Origin of the sequence: Friedmanniella luteola, assembly GCF_900105065.1 — a bacterium.
Taxonomy (GTDB): Bacteria; Actinomycetota; Actinomycetes; order Propionibacteriales; family Propionibacteriaceae; genus Microlunatus; species Microlunatus luteolus.
Map to the genome: position 1 here is coordinate 3,949,955 of NZ_LT629749.1, position 16,204 is coordinate 3,966,158.

Genomic DNA, 16,204 nt, shown 5'->3' on the forward strand with positions numbered 1-16,204 from the left:
GCCTAACAAGTGCACGCCGCCAGATCGAGGGGGGCTCGCCTCCACCGTGCGTCCGGGCCGGGGCCGACCGCGACCCTGCCGGACGTGGAAAGACTTCAAGCCCGACCCCCGAAAGGGTCAGGCTTGAAGTGTGTTGTCCGGCGACGTCCTAGTCTCCCACACGGTCCCCCGTGCAGTACCATCGGCGCTGAAAGGCTTAACTTCCGGGTTCGGAATGGGACCGGGTGTTTCCCTAACGCTGTGATCACCGAAACTCTATGAAGATACCTGCGCAAACCCCCGCACCCAACCCCCACCAACCCCCGCAAGAGGGGAGATGAGAGTGGTGCTCAGGGGTTCCCGACCGTATCTCGAGAACCTCACAGTGGACGCGTAGCATCTTTGTAGAAAACAAGCCCTCGGCCTATTAGTATCGGTCAGCTCCACACATTACTGTGCTTCCACATCCGACCTATCACCCAGTGATCTGCTGGGGGCCTTACCAGGTTACCCTGTGGGAGCCATCATCTTGGAGCGTGCTTCCCGCTTAGATGCTTTCAGCGGTTATCACTTCCGAACGTAGCCAACCAGCCGTGCCCTTGGCAGGACAACTGGCACACCAGAGGTTCGTCCGTCCCGGTCCTCTCGTACTAAGGACAGCTCTCCTCAAGACTCCTACGCGCGCAGCGGATAGGGACCGAACTGTCTCACGACGTTCTAAACCCAGCTCGCGTGCCGCTTTAATGGGCGAATAGCCCAACCCTTGGGACCGACTCCAGCCCCAGGATGCGACGAGCCGACATCGAGGTGCCAAACCATGCCGTCGCTATGGACGCTCGGGCAAGATCAGCCTGTTATCCCCGGGGTACCTTTTATCCGTTGAGTGACGGCGCTTCCACATGCCACCGTCAGATCACTAGTCCCGACTTTCGTCCCTGCTCGAGGTGTCCCTCTCACAGTCAAGCTCCCTTGTGCACTTACACTCGAAACCTGATTGCCAACCAGGCTGAGGGAACCTTTGGGCGCCTCCGTTACCTTTTAGGAGGCGACCGCCCCAGTCAAACTACCCATCAGGCACTGTTCCTGATCCAGATAATGGACCTAGGTTAGATATCCAGAACAGCCAGAGTGGTATTTCAACGATGACTCCACAACCACTGGCGTGGCCGCTTCACAGTCTCCCACCTATCCTACACAAGCTGTACCGAACACCAATACCAAACTATAGTAAAGGTCCCGGGGTCTTTCCGTCCTGCTGCGCGTAACGAGCATCTTTACTCGTAGTGCAATTTCGCCGAGTCCATGGTCGAGACAGCGCCCAAGTCGTTACGCCATTCGTGCAGGTCGGAACTTACCCGACAAGGAATTTCGCTACCTTAGGATGGTTATAGTTACCACCGCCGTTTACTGGCGCTTAAGTTCAGAGCTTCGCCTTTCAGCTAACCCTTCCCCTTAACGTTCCAGCACCGGGCAGGCGTCAGTCCGTATACATCGTCTTGCGACTTGGCACGGACCTGTGTTTTTAGTAAACAGTCGCTTGGGCCTGGTCTCTGCGGCCTCCCACGCCTTCCGGAGTAAATCCGTCAACATGGTCGGCCCCCCTTATCCCGAAGTTACGGGGGCATTTTGCCGAGTTCCTTAACCATGGTTATCTCGATCACCTTGGTATTCTCTACCTGACCACCTGTGTCGGTTTAGGGTACGGGCGGCTCAACAACTCGCTCACGAAGGTTTTCTAGGCAGCATAGGATCACCCACTCGCCCACCCGTAAGTGGACCAGCCGTCATGTCTCAGGCACAAGAGGTGCGGATTTACCTACACCTCGCCCTACGCACTTAGCCCGGGACTACCATCGCCCGGGATGGGCTACCTTCCTGCGTCACTCCGCAGCTTGCCTACTACAAGATCGGGTCACAGACTCACTGACCATTGACCCGAAGGTCGCCGGCAGCTCGCGTGCTTAGCATCACTCGATTCGGCATGATCGTTGCAGCGCCGGTACGGGAATATCAACCCGTTGTCCATCGACTACGCCTGTCGGCCTCGCCTTAGGTCCCGACTTACCCAGGGCAGATTAGCTTGACCCTGGAACCCTTGGTCTTTCGGTGGAGGAGTTTCTCACTCCTCATTCGCTACTCATGCCTGCATTCTCACTCGTGTGCTCTCCACGGCTGGATCACTCCGCCGCTTCATCGCGCACACGACGCTCCCCTACCCATCCACACACCTGGACCCACAAGGGGCCGAGTTAACATGTGAATGACACAGCTTCGGCGGATTGCTTGAGCCCCGCTAAATTGTCGGCGCAGAACCACTTGACCAGTGAGCTATTACGCACTCTTTCAAGGGTGGCTGCTTCCAAGCCAACCTCCTGGTTGTCTGCGCAGCTCCACATCCTTTTCCACTTAGCAACCGCTTAGGGGCCTTAGCTGGTGTTCTGGGCTGTTTCCCTCTCGACTACGAACCTTATCGCCCGCAGTCTCACTGCCGCGCTCTCACTTACCGGCATTCGGAGTTTGGCTAATTTCGGTAAGCTTGTGGGCCCCCTAGACTATCCAGTGCTCTACCTCCGGCAAGAAACACGCGACGCTGCACCTATATGCATTTCGGGGAGAACCAGCTATCACGGAGTTTGATTGGCCTTTCACCCCTATCCACAGCTCATCCCCCAGGTTTTCAACCCTGGTGGGTTCGGGCCTCCACGACGTCTTACCGTCGCTTCACCCTGGCCATGGATAGATCACTCCGCTTCGGGTCTAGAGCACGCGACTCAATCGCCCTATTCGGACTCGCTTTCGCTACGGCTTCCCCACACGGGTTAACCTCGCCACGTACCACTAACTCGCAGGCTCATTCTTCAAAAGGCACGCCGTCACATCCACGCAAGCGTGTTTGCTCCGACGGATTGTAGGCAATCGGTTTCAGGTACTATTTCACTCCCCTCCCGGGGTACTTTTCACCTTTCCCTCACGGTACTTGTCCGCTATCGGTCACCAAGGAGTATTTAGGCTTAGCAGGTGGTCCTGCCAGATTCACACCGAATTTCAGGGGTTCGGTGCTACTTGGGGTAACGCTCAGCAGTGATCGTCTTACGTCTACAGGGGTGTTACCTTCTATGCCGGACCATCCCAGAGTCCTTCGACTTCAACGATCATTTCTTACTGCTCGGCTGCTTGACAGCACAACCCGAACGGCCCCACAACACCACATGCGCAACGCCTGTCAGCTATCACACGCACCTGGTTTGGCCTCTTCCGCGTTCGCTCGCCACTACTGACGGAATCACTGTTGTTTTCTTTTCCTGTGGGTACTGAGATGTTTCACTTCCCCACGTTCCCTCCTACTGCCCTATATATTCAGGCAGAGGTCGCCGGACATTACTCCGGTTTCTTTCGAGGTTTCCCTATTCGGAGATCCCCGGATCGAAGCTCGTTTACCAGCTCCCCGGGGCTTATCGCAGGTTACAACGTCCTTCATCGGCTCTTGGTGCCTAGGCATCCACCGATTGCCCTTAGTAGCTTGTTAATTACTACAAAGATGCTCGCGTCCACTGTGAAGTTCTCAACACACGGGCGGAAACCAGACCCAACCACCCCCAAAGGACAGCCGGCATCGGTCCGCACTGAAAGCCACCCACCGAAGTGAGCGAACCCTCAGGACCTAACAGCGTGCTCAGGCCCACCCACCCTCACCTCGAGGTTCCACTCCCCACCCCCAGCAAAGCCGGGAACGAAGTTGTACTGACGAAGATCAGATCGATGAGCTTAATAGTCAATGTTCCACATTCCGGCGCCCGACCGGCTACACACGTTCGGTGTAGAACCGGCCGACATGAACACACCTTTTGAGTGTGCCATATGGCTCCTTAGAAAGGAGGTGATCCAGCCGCACCTTCCGGTACGGCTACCTTGTTACGACTTAGTCCTAATCGCCAGTCCCACCTTAGACGGCTCCCTCCCACAAGGGGTTGAGCCACCGGCTTCGGGTGTTACCGACTTTCATGACTTGACGGGCGGTGTGTACAAGGCCCGGGAACGTATTCACCGCAGCGTTGCTGATCTGCGATTACTAGCGACTCCGACTTCATGGGGTCGAGTTGCAGACCCCAATCCGAACTGAGACTGGCTTTTTGGGATTCGCTCCACCTTGCGGTATCGCAGCCCTTTGTACCAGCCATTGTAGCATGCGTGAAGCCCTGGACTTAAGGGGCATGATGACTTGACGTCATCCCCACCTTCCTCCGAGTTGACCCCGGCAGTCTCCTATGAGTCCCCACCATTACGTGCTGGCAACATAGAACGAGGGTTGCGCTCGTTGCGGGACTTAACCCAACATCTCACGACACGAGCTGACGACAGCCATGCACCACCTGTATACCGACCTTGCGGGGGCTACATCTCTGCAGCTTTCCGGCATATGTCAAACCCAGGTAAGGTTCTTCGCGTTGCATCGAATTAATCCGCATGCTCCGCCGCTTGTGCGGGCCCCCGTCAATTCCTTTGAGTTTTAGCCTTGCGGCCGTACTCCCCAGGCGGGGCACTTAATGCGTTAGCTGCGGCACGGAGAACGTGGAATGTCCCCCACACCTAGTGCCCACCGTTTACGGCGTGGACTACCAGGGTATCTAAGCCTGTTTGCTCCCCACGCTTTCGCTTCTCAGCGTCAGGTAATGCCCAGAGAACCGCCTTCGCCACCGGTGTTCCTCCTGATATCTGCGCATTCCACCGCTCCACCAGGAATTCCGTTCTCCCCTGCATCCCTCTAGTCCGCCCGTATCAAAAGCAGGCTCAGGGTTAAGCCCTGAGTTTTCACTTCTGACGCGACGAACCGCCTACAAGCCCTTTACGCCCAATAATTCCGGACAACGCTCGGACCCTACGTATCACCGCGGCTGCTGGCACGTAGTTAGCCGGTCCTTCTTCTGTAGGTACCGTCAGTCACCCTTCGTCCCTACTGAAAGCGGTTTACAACCCGAAGGCCGTCATCCCGCACGCGGCGTTGCTGCATCAGGCTTGCGCCCATTGTGCAATATTCCCCACTGCTGCCTCCCGTAGGAGTCTGGGCCGTATCTCAGTCCCAGTGTGGCCGGTCGCCCTCTCAGGCCGGCTACCCGTCGAAGCCTTGGTGAGCCATTACCTCACCAACAAGCTGATAGGCCGCGAGCCCATCCCTGACCGCCGGAGCTTTCCACCACCCCCCAGGAAGGAGACGATGAATATCTGGTATTAGCAGCTGTTTCCAACTGTTATTCCAGAGTCAAGGGCAGGTTGCTCACGTGTTACTCACCCGTTCGCCACTCGTGTACCCCCGAAGGGGCCTTACCGTTCGACTTGCATGTGTTAAGCACGCCGCCAGCGTTCGTCCTGAGCCAGGATCAAACTCTCCGTTGAAAAATATCGCAAAACCAACCAACCCCGAAAGGCCAGCCAGCAACAGCGTCAAAAACAACGAGTTCAACCACTGACAGAACCCAATAGCTGGGTCAATCAACAATCAATCTCAAAGGAATCCGACCCAACCCAACCCCGACCCACCCCGAAGGACAGACCAGAACCAAGCCAGGCACGGGTTTCAATTAGTGCATATTTGGCATTGACTTTAAGCACGCTGTTAAGTTCTCAAGACTCGCTCACACACCGCACCAGGCTTTTCAATTCCCGGCTTGGGGCAACTCGACTTACTTTAGTCATCCGCTGGACCGGAGTCAAATCCGGCTTCCTGGCTGACCCCACCGACCTTCGTCGGCTCCTGCCGCCTGTGGGCGGACAGCAACCTTGTGACCAAGGTGGTGGTGGTGCCCGAGGCCGGCCACCAGGTCTTCCGACCGGCGTCCCGCACCCTCAGGGCTCGGACTACGTTACCTGCGAGAGACCGACTGGTCAACTCCGGCTCGGTGGCCCGGTTCGTGCTCCCCTCGTGGCCGCCCAGGATGGCCCTGGACTGGTCGTCCAGGGACCCGTTGGTCGGAGGGGGCCTCCCGGTCGGCCACCGCGTCTGGTCAACCAGAGCGCTCGGTGTCCTGCATCCCGTGAAGGCTCCGCCACCGTACGCCCCTCCCCCGGGCGGACTCAAGCCGGCTGGGGGGAGCGGTCACCGCGACGTCCTGGGTCGGCCCCCCAGCGGAGGCAGCCGGACGTGGTGGCGGTGTGCCAGGCTCCCGTCCATGAGCACCGTGAGCCCCCGTGGACTCCACCACGTCACCGCCATCGCCAGCGACCCCCAGGCGAACGTCGACTTCTACACCGGGACGCTCGGCCTGCGTCTGGTGAAGCAGACGGTCAACTTCGACGCGCCCGACTCCTACCACCTCTACTACGGCGACGCGGCGGGGTCTCCCTCGACGCTGCTGACCTTCTTCCCGTGGCCGGGGGTGCCGCGCGGCCGCTCCGGCGCCGGGATGATGACCGCCACCGCGTTCAGCGTCCCCGGCGCCTCGCTGGGCTGGTGGCAGCAGCGCTTCCGCCGCCTGGGCGTCGACGCGGACGCCCCCGTCAGCCGCGACACCGAGGAGGTGCTCAGCTTCCGCGACCCCGACGGGATGGTGGTCGAGCTGGTCGCCGCGGACGGTGACCACCGCTCCGGCTGGGACGGCGTCGCCGACATCCCGTCCGGGCACGCGGTCCGCGGCCTGCACGCGGTGACCTTGTCGGAGCAGCAGCTGGACCCCTCGGCCGGGATGCTCACCGAGCTGCTGGGGCTGAGCGTGGAGGCGGAGGACGGGGACCGGGTGCGCTTCGGGATGCCGGACCGCGGCGCCGGCGGCCTCGTCGACGTCCTGGCGGGCGTCCGGGAGCGGGGTCGGCAGGCCGGCGGAACGGTCCACCACGTCGCCTTCCGCGCCCCCGACCTCGCGACCATGACGCAGTGGCAGGGCGAGCTGCTGGGCCGCGGGGTCCGCGTCACCCAGATCCTCGACCGCCAGTACTTCAAGTCCATCTACTTCCGCGAGCCGGGCGGGGTGCTCTTCGAGATCGCCACCGACGCGCCCGGCTTCGCCACCGACGAACCGCTGCTGGAGCTCGGCCGGCACCTCAAGCTGCCCCCGTGGCTCGAGCCGAGCCGTGAGCAGATCGCGGCGGCGCTCCCACCCCTGCGGCTGCCCCCGCAGCCCGCGGAGCCGGCGGCCTGAGGTGGTGACCGACCCGCTCGCCCGCCCCCACGTCGCCCTCCCCGCGGAACCCGGCAACGGCGGGCCGGCGCTGCTGCTGCTGCACGGCACCGGCGGCGACGAGCACGACCTCCTCGGGCTACGGGAGGTGCTCTCCCCCGGCGCTGCGGTCCTCTCGCCGCGGGGCACGGTCCTCGAGCAGGGGATGCCGCGCTTCTTCCGGCGGCTGCGGGAGGGCGTCTTCGACGAGGACGACCTCTCGGCACGGGCGGACGAGCTGGCCCGCTTCGTCGAGGCGGCCTCGGCGGCGCACGGCCTGGCCGACCGGGGCCTGGTCGCCGTGGGCTTCTCCAACGGCGCCAACATCGCCTCGGCCCTGCTGCTGCGCCACCCCGGCCTGCTGCGGGGCGCGGCGCTGTTCGCCGCGATGGTGCCCTACGGCGCGCCGCCCGCGGTGGAGCTCTCCGGCCTCCCGGTGCTGGTGTCCAACGGCGCCCGCGACCCGATGATCCCGCGGGCCCGCACCGAGCTCCTCGAGGACCAGCTCCGGGCACGGGGCGCCGTGGTGACCGACGTGCCCCACCCCGGAGGGCACCAGCTGGACCTCACCGCCCTCCGGCGGACGACGGACTGGCTGAGCGCCCTGCCGGAGCGCTGAAGGGCCTCAGTGGACGTGGTCGCGCCAGTCGGCCGGCACCGCGCCGACGGGACCCGGCACCGGCTGGTCGACCGGGTGGTGCTCCGGGGGCGCGAGGTCTGGCCCGGAGGCGAAGAAGGCCTCGTCGCCGTAGCGGTAGAACCAGGTCTCGCCGGGCTCGAAGCTGCGGATGAGGTCGTGCCCCGTGGCGCTCGCGTGCGCGGTGGCGTGCTGCGCGGGCGAGGTGTCGCAGCAGCCGATGTGCCCGCACGAGGCGCAACGCCGCAGGTGCACCCACCAGCCCCCGGCGTCGAGGCACTCGACGCAGCCGGTGCCGCTCGGCGGGACCGTCAGGTCCAGGTCGTCGGGCTCGGTCATGGGCTCCTCCTGCTGCTCGCCGGACGTGTGTGGCGCCGAGGCTACGGCTCGTCGCGTCCGGCCGCACCGGCTGTTCCGAATGCGGTTGATCCGGTCGCGCCCCTCCGGCAGGGTGACCCCGTGCCGCGCCCCCTGCCCGACGCCGTGGGTCCGGACGGCCGCGGCGGCATCACCGTGGAGCTCGTCCAGCGTCTCCTCGCCCAGCAGTTCCCCCGGTGGGCCGGGCTCCCCGTGCGCCCGGTGCCAGCGGACGGCTGGGACAACCGGACCTACCGGCTCGGCGACGACCTGCTCGTCCGGCTGCCCAGCGCCGCGGGCTACGCGGCCGCCGTCGCGAAGGAGGACCGGTGGCTGCGCCGCCTGGCGCCCGGGCTCCCGCTGCGGGTGCCGGAGCCGGTCGCCACCGGCCGCCCGGGGGCGGGCTACCCCTGGTCGTGGTCGGTGCGCCGGTGGATCCCCGGCCGTCCCGTGCTGGGCACGTCGCCGGCCGACCCCGTCACCTTCGCGCGCGACCTGGCCGCCTTCCTGAGGGCGCTGCGCGCGCTCGACCCGGCGGAGGGCCCGGCCCCCGGCGCGCACTGCTTCCACCGCGGTGGCCCTCCGGCCTTCTACGACGCCGAGGTGCGCGCGGCCCTGGACAGCCTGGGCGCCACCGTCGACGGCGACGCCTGCCGCGCGGTGTGGGCCAGCGCCCTGGCGTCGTCCTGGACGGGTCCGCCGGTCTGGTTCCACGGGGACGTCGCCGTCGGCAACCTGCTGCTGGACGACGAGGGCGTGCTGTCGGCCGTCCTCGACTTCGGGACGTGCGGCGTCGGCGACCCCGCCTGCGACCTGGTCGTCACCTGGACCCTGCTCCGCGACGAGGCCCGCGCCGCCTTCCGCGCGGGTGTCGGGCTGGACGACGCCACCTGGGCGCGGGCTCGGGGCTGGGCCCTGTGGAAGGCGCTGATCGTGCTGGCCGGCGACGCGACCGACGCGGCTGGCAACCGGGGCGTGGTCGCGGAGGTGCTCGCCGACCACGCCCGCAGCTGACCTAGAGCGTGGTCATCCCGCCGTCGACGCGGAAGATCGCCCCGGTCGCGTAGCCGGACTCGTCGCTGGCGAGGTAGACCATGATCCCCTCGACGTCGGCCGCGGTGCCCGGCCGGCCGAGCGGGATGCGGGAGATGATCGCCGCCCGGTCCTCCGCGTTCCCGCTGATCGCGGAGACGAGCGGCGTCTCCGTGTAGCCCGGCACCACGGTGTTCACCCGGATGCCGCGGCCGGCGTAGGCCTTGGCGACGGCGCGGGCCATCCCGTGCATGCCGGCCTTGGAGCTGGAGTAGGCCGTGAAGTCCTGGCCCTCACCGTTCAGGCCGGTGGGCGAGCCGGTGAGGACGATGGACCCACCCGAGCCGGCGAGCAGCGCCCGGACCGCGTGCTTGAGGGTCAAGAAGGTGCCGGTGAGGTTGACCGCGATGGTCTGCTGCCACACCTCGAGGTCGAGGTCGGCGACCTGGGCGTCCCGCCCGAACAGCTGGACGCCGGCGTTGGCCACCACGACGTCCGGCGTGAACCCGGCCTCGGCGGCGGCGGCGAAGCCGGCCACCACGCTCGCCTCGTCGGCCACGTCGAGCGCCACGGCGAGCGCGCCCTCCCGGCCCTCGGTGACGCCCCGCGCTGCGACGACGTCCCGGTCCGTCACCACCACCCGGGCCCCCTCGGCGAGGAAGCGCTCCGCCACGCCCCGGCCGATGCCGGAGCCGGCCCCCGTGACCAGGGCCGTCTTGCCCTCGAGCCGTCCGCTCATCGCCGCTCCCGCCCCGTCCCCGGCCTCAGCGCTCGATCGCGTCGAGGTGGAGCATCTGCTTGAGCACGTGGTCCAGCTCGTCGTCGGCGAAGATCGACTTCCAGTCCTCCTTGACGATCTTGTCGCGGCCGTAGTCCATCGCGATCAGGCAGGCGTCGGAGAAGGGGTTGTCCCCCCGCAGGCCGTTGGCCAGCGCGACCTGCACGTGGCCCATCAACATCGCGCGGGCCGCGGGCTCGGGGACGCCCACGGTGTGGATCGTCTCCTGGAGGGCCTCGTTGAGCAGGGCGCCGACCATGCAGGCGACGACCTCGACCAGCGTCGGCTCGAGGTAGGCCAGCTGCTTGACGGTCACCCAGTGCACCGAGAGCACCGGGGCGTACATGAGCGTGATGACCTCCTCGGCCACCGCCCGCTTGGCGAGGTCGTCGGACTCGAAGGCCGCGACCACCTCCTGCGGGGCGGCGATCCCGCCGAAGGTGTCCGCGAGCTCCGCCTCGGTCTTGCGCTGCAGGAAGACCGACGGGTGGCAGGGGTGCGCGACGGCGTACTCGACGTCGGCCCGGCGGAACAGCAGGTTGGCGTAGGCGGCGGCCGGGTCCAGCGTCAGCACGACGGCCCCGGTCTTGAGCTGGGGCACCACCTCGGCGGAGACGGGCGCCAGGGCGACGTCGGGCACCGCGAGGATGACCACGTCGGCGTCCGCGACGGCCACCGCGGTGTCGGTCACGGTGCGGCCGGCGTCGGTCGTCCGCTGCCGGCCGGCCGGCGAGTTCTCGCTGTAGTGGACGGTGTGCTCGCTGCGCTGCAGGTTGTTGGAGACCCGCATGCCCATCTTCCCGCCGGCTCCGACGACCGCGATGGTCAAGGGGGCGGTGGTCCGGGGCTGGGTGGTGACGTCGGTGCTCACGACTGCGTGCTCCTCAGGTAGGAAAGGTTGTGCTCGGTCCAGCGCTGCTCGAGCGCGATGGTGGTGGCGCTGTCGCCCTGCCAGGGCAGCCAGTGCTCGACGATGCGGCTGATGCCGCGGGCGTCGGGGTCGACGAGGGCGACCATCTCGGCGTAGGGCAGGAGGCCCTCGCCGAGCGGGCAGCCCACGAGGCTGAACCCCACCCAGCCGTCCTGGCGGGTGAAGTGGAAGTCCTTGACGTGCAGGTTCTTGACGTGGGCCGCGGTCCGCCGCACGGTGTCCATCGGCAGCTCCAGGGCGGCGACGCAGTTGGCCGGGTCGAGGCAGATGCCCAGCGCCGGGGAGCCGACCACCTCCACGACGTCGACGAGGGTCGCGACCGGCACCTGCTCGTAGGTCTCCAGGGCCAGGGTCACGCCGCCGGCCGCGTAGGCGGGCACCGCCGCGGTGAGCAGCCGGACGGCCTCGTCGCGGGTGGGCCGGTGGTCACCGGCGTTGAGCATGCTGCGGACCAGGGAGACGCCGAGCCGCTCCGCGAGGTGGAGGTACCGGGTGAGGTGCAGCCCGCCGATCCCCCGGGTGCCGAGCTCGAGCGCGACACCTAGGCCCTCGGCCGTCACCCGCACGGCGTCCAGCCGGGCGGCGTCCCACCGCTCGAGCTCGGGGTAGTCGCAGATCTGGAAGCGGTCGACGCCCGCGTCCGCGGTCCGCTCCAGCATCGCCTCGAGGCTCAGGGGGCTCGCGGCGGACGGGTGCCACTGCCAGAAGTAGGCGTAGGTGCCGAGGCCGGTGCTCACGGGTCCCGAGCCTGCCGCTCCGGCGTCGACCTGTCAACCGGTTGACCAATTTTGGTCAACCGGTTGCCCGGTCGTTGCTGGGAGCGCGGCGTGGACCCTAGGCTGCGCGTGTGCCCCTCCCCCCGCCCACCGACCCGGCCGCAGCGAGCCTCGGCGGGAGCATCGCCAGCACCTCGGTGGTGACGGAGGTGACGCGCCGGCTGCTCGACCACTTCACGTCCGGCACCGTGGCGCCGGGCTCGCGGCTCCCTCCGGAACGGCGGCTGGCCGAGACGTTCGCCGTGGGCCGGTCCGCGGTGCGCGAGGCGCTGGCCGCGCTCGAGGTGCTCGGCGTGGTCGAGGTGCGCCCCGGCTCCGGCACGTACCTGCGCAGCAGCACCTCGGAGCTGCTCCCGCAGACGCTGTCCTGGGGGATGTTGCTGGGCGAGCCGAAGACGCGCGAGCTGGTCCAGGTCCGGCACGGCCTCGAGGTCCAGGCAGCCCGGCTGGCCGCCACGGCGGCCGACGAGGCGGGCCTGACCGCCCTGGCGGGCCACCTCGCGGCCATGCGCGCGGCCGCGTCCGACTTCGAGGCGTTCGCCGCCGCCGACCTGCGGTTCCACCAGGAGCTCGCCGAGCAGACGGGCAACGTGCTGCTGGACCAGATGCTGCAGAGCGTCCGGTCGCTGATCCGGGTGTGGGTCGAACGGGCGGTCAGCGATGCCGAGCACGTCGCGGTCACCTGCACCGAGCACGCCGACGTCCTCACCGCGCTCGAGGGGCGCGACCCCGTGGCGGCCGCCGCGGCCATGAGCGCGCACATGGACAGCGCCGGGGCCCGCCTGCTGGCGACGGTGGAGGCGGGCGCGTGAGCACCGTCGACGTCGTCGCGGCGCGGAGCGGTGGACCGGTGGCCGACCTGCGGCACGGGCGCTGGACGCTGCAGGTCCGCGGCGACGAGGTCGCCGACGTCCGGTTCGACGGGGTGCTCCTGCTGCGCGCGGTGCGGCCCGTGGTCCGTGACGCCGACTGGAACACGGTCCCGGTGCGGGTGCTGGCGTCGACCGTGAGCCCTTCGACAGGCTCAGGGGACGGGGGCGGCTCGGGGGACGGGGGCGGCCCAGGGGACGGGGGCCGGGGCGTGGCGCTGCGGCGGTCGCTCGGCTTCGAGGCCGAGGGCGTCGAGTACGCCGGAGAGCTGACGGTCACCCTGGAGGACGGCAGCCTGGTGGTCGGCTTCGTGGGCGAGGCCCGGTCGGCCTTCCGGCGGAACCGGGTGGGGCTCGTGGTGCTGCACCCGGCGGCGTGCGCCGGCTCCGCCGTGCAGGTCCGGCACGGCGACGGACGGGTCGAGGACGCGCGCTGGCCGGTGCCCATCCGCCCCCACCAGCCCTTCGTCGACGTGGCCGGCTTCGCCTGGACGGCCGGCGGCGTCACCGCCCGGCTGGGGTTCGCGGGCGACGTCTTCGAGACCGAGGACCAGCGCAACTGGACCGACGCGTCGTTCAAGACCTACTCCACGCCGCTGACGCGGCCGTTCCCCGTGGCGCTGGCGGTGGGTGACCGCGTCGAGCAGACGGTGCGGCTGGACGCCTCGGGCCACTCCTCCACCCCACCCGCCCGCGACACCGACGTCGTCCGGGTGGGCGGCACCGCGGTCGGCACCGTGCCGCCGCTGAGCCTCGGCGCGGCCCTGCACCCGGCGCCGGCCGCACCGCTGGTGGTCGAGGGCGTCGAGGCGGTGCTGGTCGAGCTGACCGGCCCCGAGGAGGGGTGGTCCGCCCTGCTGGCGGAGGCCGGCCGACAGGCCTCGGCCCTCGGCGCAGGTCTCGACGTGCGGGTCGTGACGGCCGACCCGGAGGCGGCGCGACGCGCCGTCCGCGGCCTCGCCGGGCACCCGGTGCTGAGGCTGGCGGCCTTCGACGTCGAGGGGCACGTGAGCACGCCCCCGCTGTGGGCCGCGCTGCAGGACGAGGCCCGCCGGCAGGCGCTGGCCGCCGTGCTCCTCGGCGGCACCCGTGCGCACTTCACCGAGCTGAACCGGCGGCAGGCCGACCTGCCCGCCGACGCCTCGGCCCTCACCTTCAGCCTGACCCCGCAGATGCACGCCAGCGAGGTGCCGCACGTCGTCGACAGCCTGGCCACCCAGCGCACCGTCGTCGAGAACGCCGTGCGGATCGCGGGCGGGCGTCCGCTGCACGTCGGCCCCGTCACCCTGACCCGCCGGTTCAACGCGGTCGCCACCGGCCCCCGCCCCGACCCCGCCACCGAGGCCGCCCGCGCCGTCGACCCGCTGCTGGACACCGGGTTGGCGGCCGCCTGGACGTTGGCCAGCGTCGCCGCCCTGGCCGTGCCCGGGGTCGCCGGACTCACCTACCTCGAGACCGCTGGACCGCGCGGGCTGCTGGACGGGGGCGGCCGGCCGCGACCCGTCGCCGCCGTCCTGACCCGGGTGGCCGGGCTGCGCGGCCGGACCCTGCGGGCGACGTCGCTTCCGGACGGGCTGGCGGCCCTCGCCGTCGACGACGGGGGCGGCACCCTCGTCCTGCTGGCCAACCTCACGCCCGAGCGCCGGTCCGTGGCCCTCGCGGCGGCCGCCGGCGCCACCGCCGAGGCCGCGCTGGGCGCCTGGGGCACCGCCGAGGTCCGGCTGGGCTGAGCCGCGGGCTCAGGCGCTCGGCACCCAGACGCGCATGGCCCCCTCGGCACGGTTGCCCCAGGTGAAGTAGGGCACGGCGGTGAGGGCCGCGGGCTCCGCGGCCGGGGCCGCCACCGCCGCCGCGCTGCCGTAGGGCCACCAGGCCGCGGCGGGCCGGCCGCGCACGGCGCCGGTCGCCCGGACCACCACGACGGGTCCGAGCTCGCCGTCCTCGGCGGCGCTGACCAGGGGCTGGTCGGCGGCCAGGACGAGGTCGTCCAGGCGGTGCCCGTCGTGGTCGACGCCCTCGAGGCAGTAGACGAGCGGCCCCCGCTCGAGCGCGACGCACCCGCGGTCGACGTCGAGGCGTGGGTCGGCGGCGGTCAGCCGCGGCTCCAGCGGCAGGGTGAGCAGCACCTCGTCGCCGGCCGCCCAGGACCGCTCGACGCGCCACCAGCCGTCGAGGGCGCCGCCCCCGACCGCCGTGCCGTTGACCGTCAGGCCGGCGCCCTCCGCCCAGCCGGGCACCCGGAGGGCGAGGGTCCAGGGGGCGTCCGGCCCGTCCTCCACCCGGATCCGGACCGCGCCGTCCCAGGGGTAGTCCGTGGTGACGGCCAGCCGCGCCTCCCCGCCCGCGACCTCGGCGGAGTAGGTGCCGGTCATGAACTGGTGCAGGGCCAGGGAGCCCTCGTCGGACAGCAGCACGTAGTGCTCCAGCGAGGCGAGCAGCCGCATGACGTTCGGCGGGCAGCAGGCGCAGCGGAACCAGGGCACCCGGACGTAGTCGCCGTCGTCGCCGCTGGCGACGTGGCCGTCGCGGACCTGCAGCGGGTTGGCGTAGATGTAGCGCTTGCCGTCCAGCGACAGCCCGGCCAGGAAGCCGTTGTACAGCGTCCGCTCCAGCAGGTCGGCGTACTTGGCCTCGCCGGTGATCATCAGCATCCGCCAGCTCAGGTGGATCGAGGCGATGGCAGCGCAGGTCTCGCAGTAGCTGCGCTCGTTCGGCAGCTCGTACGGGTCGCCGAAGGCCTCGTCGCGGTGGTGGGACCCGATGCCGCCGGTCAGGTAGGTCTTGGTGGCGACCATCTCCGACCACACGCGCTCGACGGCGGCGAGCAGCGTGGCGTCCCCGGTCTCGACGTAGACGTCAGCCACCCCGGCCAGCAGGTAGAGCTGCCGCACCGAGTGCCCCTCGGCCGTCAGGGTGTCCCGCACCGGGGTGTGGTCCTGCCAGTAGTGCCGCCCGAACCGGCCGTCGCCCAGCAGGCCGTGCCCACGACGGTCGACGAAGTAGACGGCCAGGTCGAGGTAGGAGCGCTCGCCGGTCTCCCGGTACAGCTCGACCAGCGCCGTCTCGATCTCCGGGTGCCCGCAGACGCCGTCGACCTGGCCCGGACCGGTGCCGAAGGCGCGGACGGCGAGGTCAGCGACGCGACGGCCGATGGCCAGCAGGCCGTCCTCGCCGGTGCTGCGGTGCAGGGCGACGGCGGCCTGGATGAGGTGGCCGGCGCAGTACAGCTCGTGCCCCCAGGGCAGCTGGACGAACCGCTCGCCGGGGAAGCGCACCTGGAAGTGGGAGTTGAGGTAGCCGTCCTCCTGCTGCACGGCGCCCAGCAGCTCGGTGCTCTCGGCGAGCCGGCGGAGCAGCTGGTCTGCCGGTCCCGACCCGAGGTCGGGGTCGTCGAGGGTCCAGGCCACCGCCTCCAGCCACTTGTAGAGGTCCGAGTCGAGGAAGGGGAGGTCGTTGACGTAGTCCCCGGTGACCCGGGCCGCGGCCAGCTCGAGGTTGTGGAAGTTGCCGGCCTCGTGCAGCCGGTCCCAGCCCTCCGGGACGCAGACGTCGCGGTTGACCGCGCGGCGGCCCGCCCAGAACCCCCCGGTGATCAGCGCCCCGGTGGCGGGGCGCAGGCGCACGGCGCTGGCGTCGGTCAGGCGGATCGGGCCCGCACTGCGGCGGCCGGTCTCGATCATGGAGGTCCTCTCGGGAG

10 protein-coding genes and 3 rRNA genes are annotated in these 16,204 nt (G+C 68.7%); 5 read left to right on the plus strand and 8 right to left on the minus strand.

The window, feature by feature from the left end; genetic code table 11:
* Positions 1 to 135: 135 nt before the first annotated feature.
* The 3 genes from rrf to BLT72_RS18540 all read right to left on the minus strand — a co-directional run bounded on the left by rrf (position 136) and on the right by BLT72_RS18540 (position 5,370).
* A 5S ribosomal RNA gene (gene rrf, locus BLT72_RS18530) occupies positions 136 to 252 on the minus strand.
* A 134-nt stretch (positions 253 to 386) separates the two neighbouring features.
* Positions 387 to 3,505 (minus strand): 23S ribosomal RNA (locus BLT72_RS18535).
* Between the two features lie 344 nt (positions 3,506 to 3,849).
* Positions 3,850 to 5,370, minus strand: a 16S ribosomal RNA gene (locus BLT72_RS18540).
* The 16S, 23S and 5S rRNA genes sit together here, the layout of an rRNA operon.
* Positions 5,371 to 6,143: 773 nt before the next feature.
* Between BLT72_RS18540 and BLT72_RS18545 the strand changes: the two genes are divergently transcribed.
* Positions 6,144 to 7,109 carry a ring-cleaving dioxygenase gene (locus BLT72_RS18545; RefSeq protein WP_091414720.1) on the plus strand — a complete coding sequence of 322 codons (966 nt, stop codon included), beginning with the start codon at positions 6,144 to 6,146 and terminating at the stop codon, positions 7,107 to 7,109.
* A gap of 4 nt (positions 7,110 to 7,113) precedes the next feature.
* Positions 7,114 to 7,746, plus strand: coding sequence for an alpha/beta hydrolase (locus BLT72_RS18550; RefSeq protein ID WP_197677087.1), 633 nt, complete (start codon positions 7,114 to 7,116; stop codon positions 7,744 to 7,746).
* Between the two features lie 6 nt (positions 7,747 to 7,752).
* Here the strand turns inward: BLT72_RS18550 and BLT72_RS18555 are convergent, their stop codons facing one another.
* Positions 7,753 to 8,103 carry a UBP-type zinc finger domain-containing protein gene (locus BLT72_RS18555; RefSeq protein ID WP_091414722.1) on the minus strand — a complete coding sequence of 117 codons (351 nt, stop codon included), beginning with the start codon at positions 8,101 to 8,103 and terminating at the stop codon, positions 7,753 to 7,755.
* Between the two features lie 120 nt (positions 8,104 to 8,223).
* Between BLT72_RS18555 and BLT72_RS18560 the strand changes: the two genes are divergently transcribed.
* Positions 8,224 to 9,135 carry an aminoglycoside phosphotransferase family protein gene (locus BLT72_RS18560; RefSeq protein ID WP_091414724.1) on the plus strand — a complete coding sequence of 304 codons (912 nt, stop codon included), beginning with the start codon at positions 8,224 to 8,226 and terminating at the stop codon, positions 9,133 to 9,135.
* Between the two features lies 1 nt (position 9,136).
* Here the strand turns inward: BLT72_RS18560 and BLT72_RS18565 are convergent, their stop codons facing one another.
* Genes BLT72_RS18565 through BLT72_RS18575 form a run of 3 tightly spaced genes read right to left on the minus strand, consistent with a single transcriptional unit; the run spans position 9,137 to position 11,599 of the window.
* Positions 9,137 to 9,892 carry an SDR family NAD(P)-dependent oxidoreductase gene (locus BLT72_RS18565; RefSeq protein ID WP_091414726.1) on the minus strand — a complete coding sequence of 252 codons (756 nt, stop codon included), beginning with the start codon at positions 9,890 to 9,892 and terminating at the stop codon, positions 9,137 to 9,139.
* Between the two features lie 25 nt (positions 9,893 to 9,917).
* Positions 9,918 to 10,802, minus strand: a complete 885-nt coding sequence (locus BLT72_RS18570) for a phosphogluconate dehydrogenase C-terminal domain-containing protein (RefSeq protein ID WP_091414728.1) — start codon at positions 10,800 to 10,802, stop codon at positions 9,918 to 9,920.
* Positions 10,799 to 11,599, minus strand: a complete 801-nt coding sequence (locus BLT72_RS18575) for a sugar phosphate isomerase/epimerase family protein (protein WP_091414729.1) — start codon at positions 11,597 to 11,599, stop codon at positions 10,799 to 10,801. Before BLT72_RS18575 ends, BLT72_RS18570 begins: the two co-directional genes overlap by 4 nt.
* Before the next feature lie 110 nt (positions 11,600 to 11,709).
* On the opposite strand from BLT72_RS18575, the gene BLT72_RS18580 reads away from it, so the two are divergent.
* Both BLT72_RS18580 and BLT72_RS18585 read left to right on the plus strand, forming a co-directional pair.
* A complete protein-coding gene (locus BLT72_RS18580; RefSeq protein WP_197677088.1) occupies positions 11,710 to 12,450 on the plus strand; it encodes a FadR/GntR family transcriptional regulator in 741 nt (246 codons plus the stop codon).
* The gene (locus BLT72_RS18585) at positions 12,447 to 14,237 is read left to right on the plus strand and encodes a D-apionate lactonase family protein (RefSeq protein WP_091414731.1); all 1,791 of its coding nucleotides are present in this window, start codon (positions 12,447 to 12,449) and stop codon (positions 14,235 to 14,237) included. The genes BLT72_RS18580 and BLT72_RS18585 overlap by 4 nt, the downstream gene beginning before the upstream one ends.
* A gap of 9 nt (positions 14,238 to 14,246) precedes the next feature.
* Here the strand turns inward: BLT72_RS18585 and BLT72_RS18590 are convergent, their stop codons facing one another.
* A complete protein-coding gene (locus BLT72_RS18590) occupies positions 14,247 to 16,187 on the minus strand; it encodes a glycoside hydrolase family 127 protein (RefSeq protein ID WP_091417865.1) in 1,941 nt (646 codons plus the stop codon).
* Positions 16,188 to 16,204 lie beyond the last annotated feature (17 nt).

Coding starts and splice junctions, on each gene's coding strand:
- BLT72_RS18565 (WP_091414726.1), bottom strand. CDS start 9,892: ATGAGCGGACGGCTCGAGGGCAAGACGGCCCTGGTCACGGGGGCCGGC.
- BLT72_RS18555 (WP_091414722.1), bottom strand. CDS start 8,103: ATGACCGAGCCCGACGACCTGGACCTGACGGTCCCGCCGAGCGGCACC.
- BLT72_RS18590 (WP_091417865.1), bottom strand. CDS start 16,187: ATGATCGAGACCGGCCGCCGCAGTGCGGGCCCGATCCGCCTGACCGAC.
- BLT72_RS18545 (WP_091414720.1), top strand. CDS start 6,144: ATGAGCACCGTGAGCCCCCGTGGACTCCACCACGTCACCGCCATCGCC.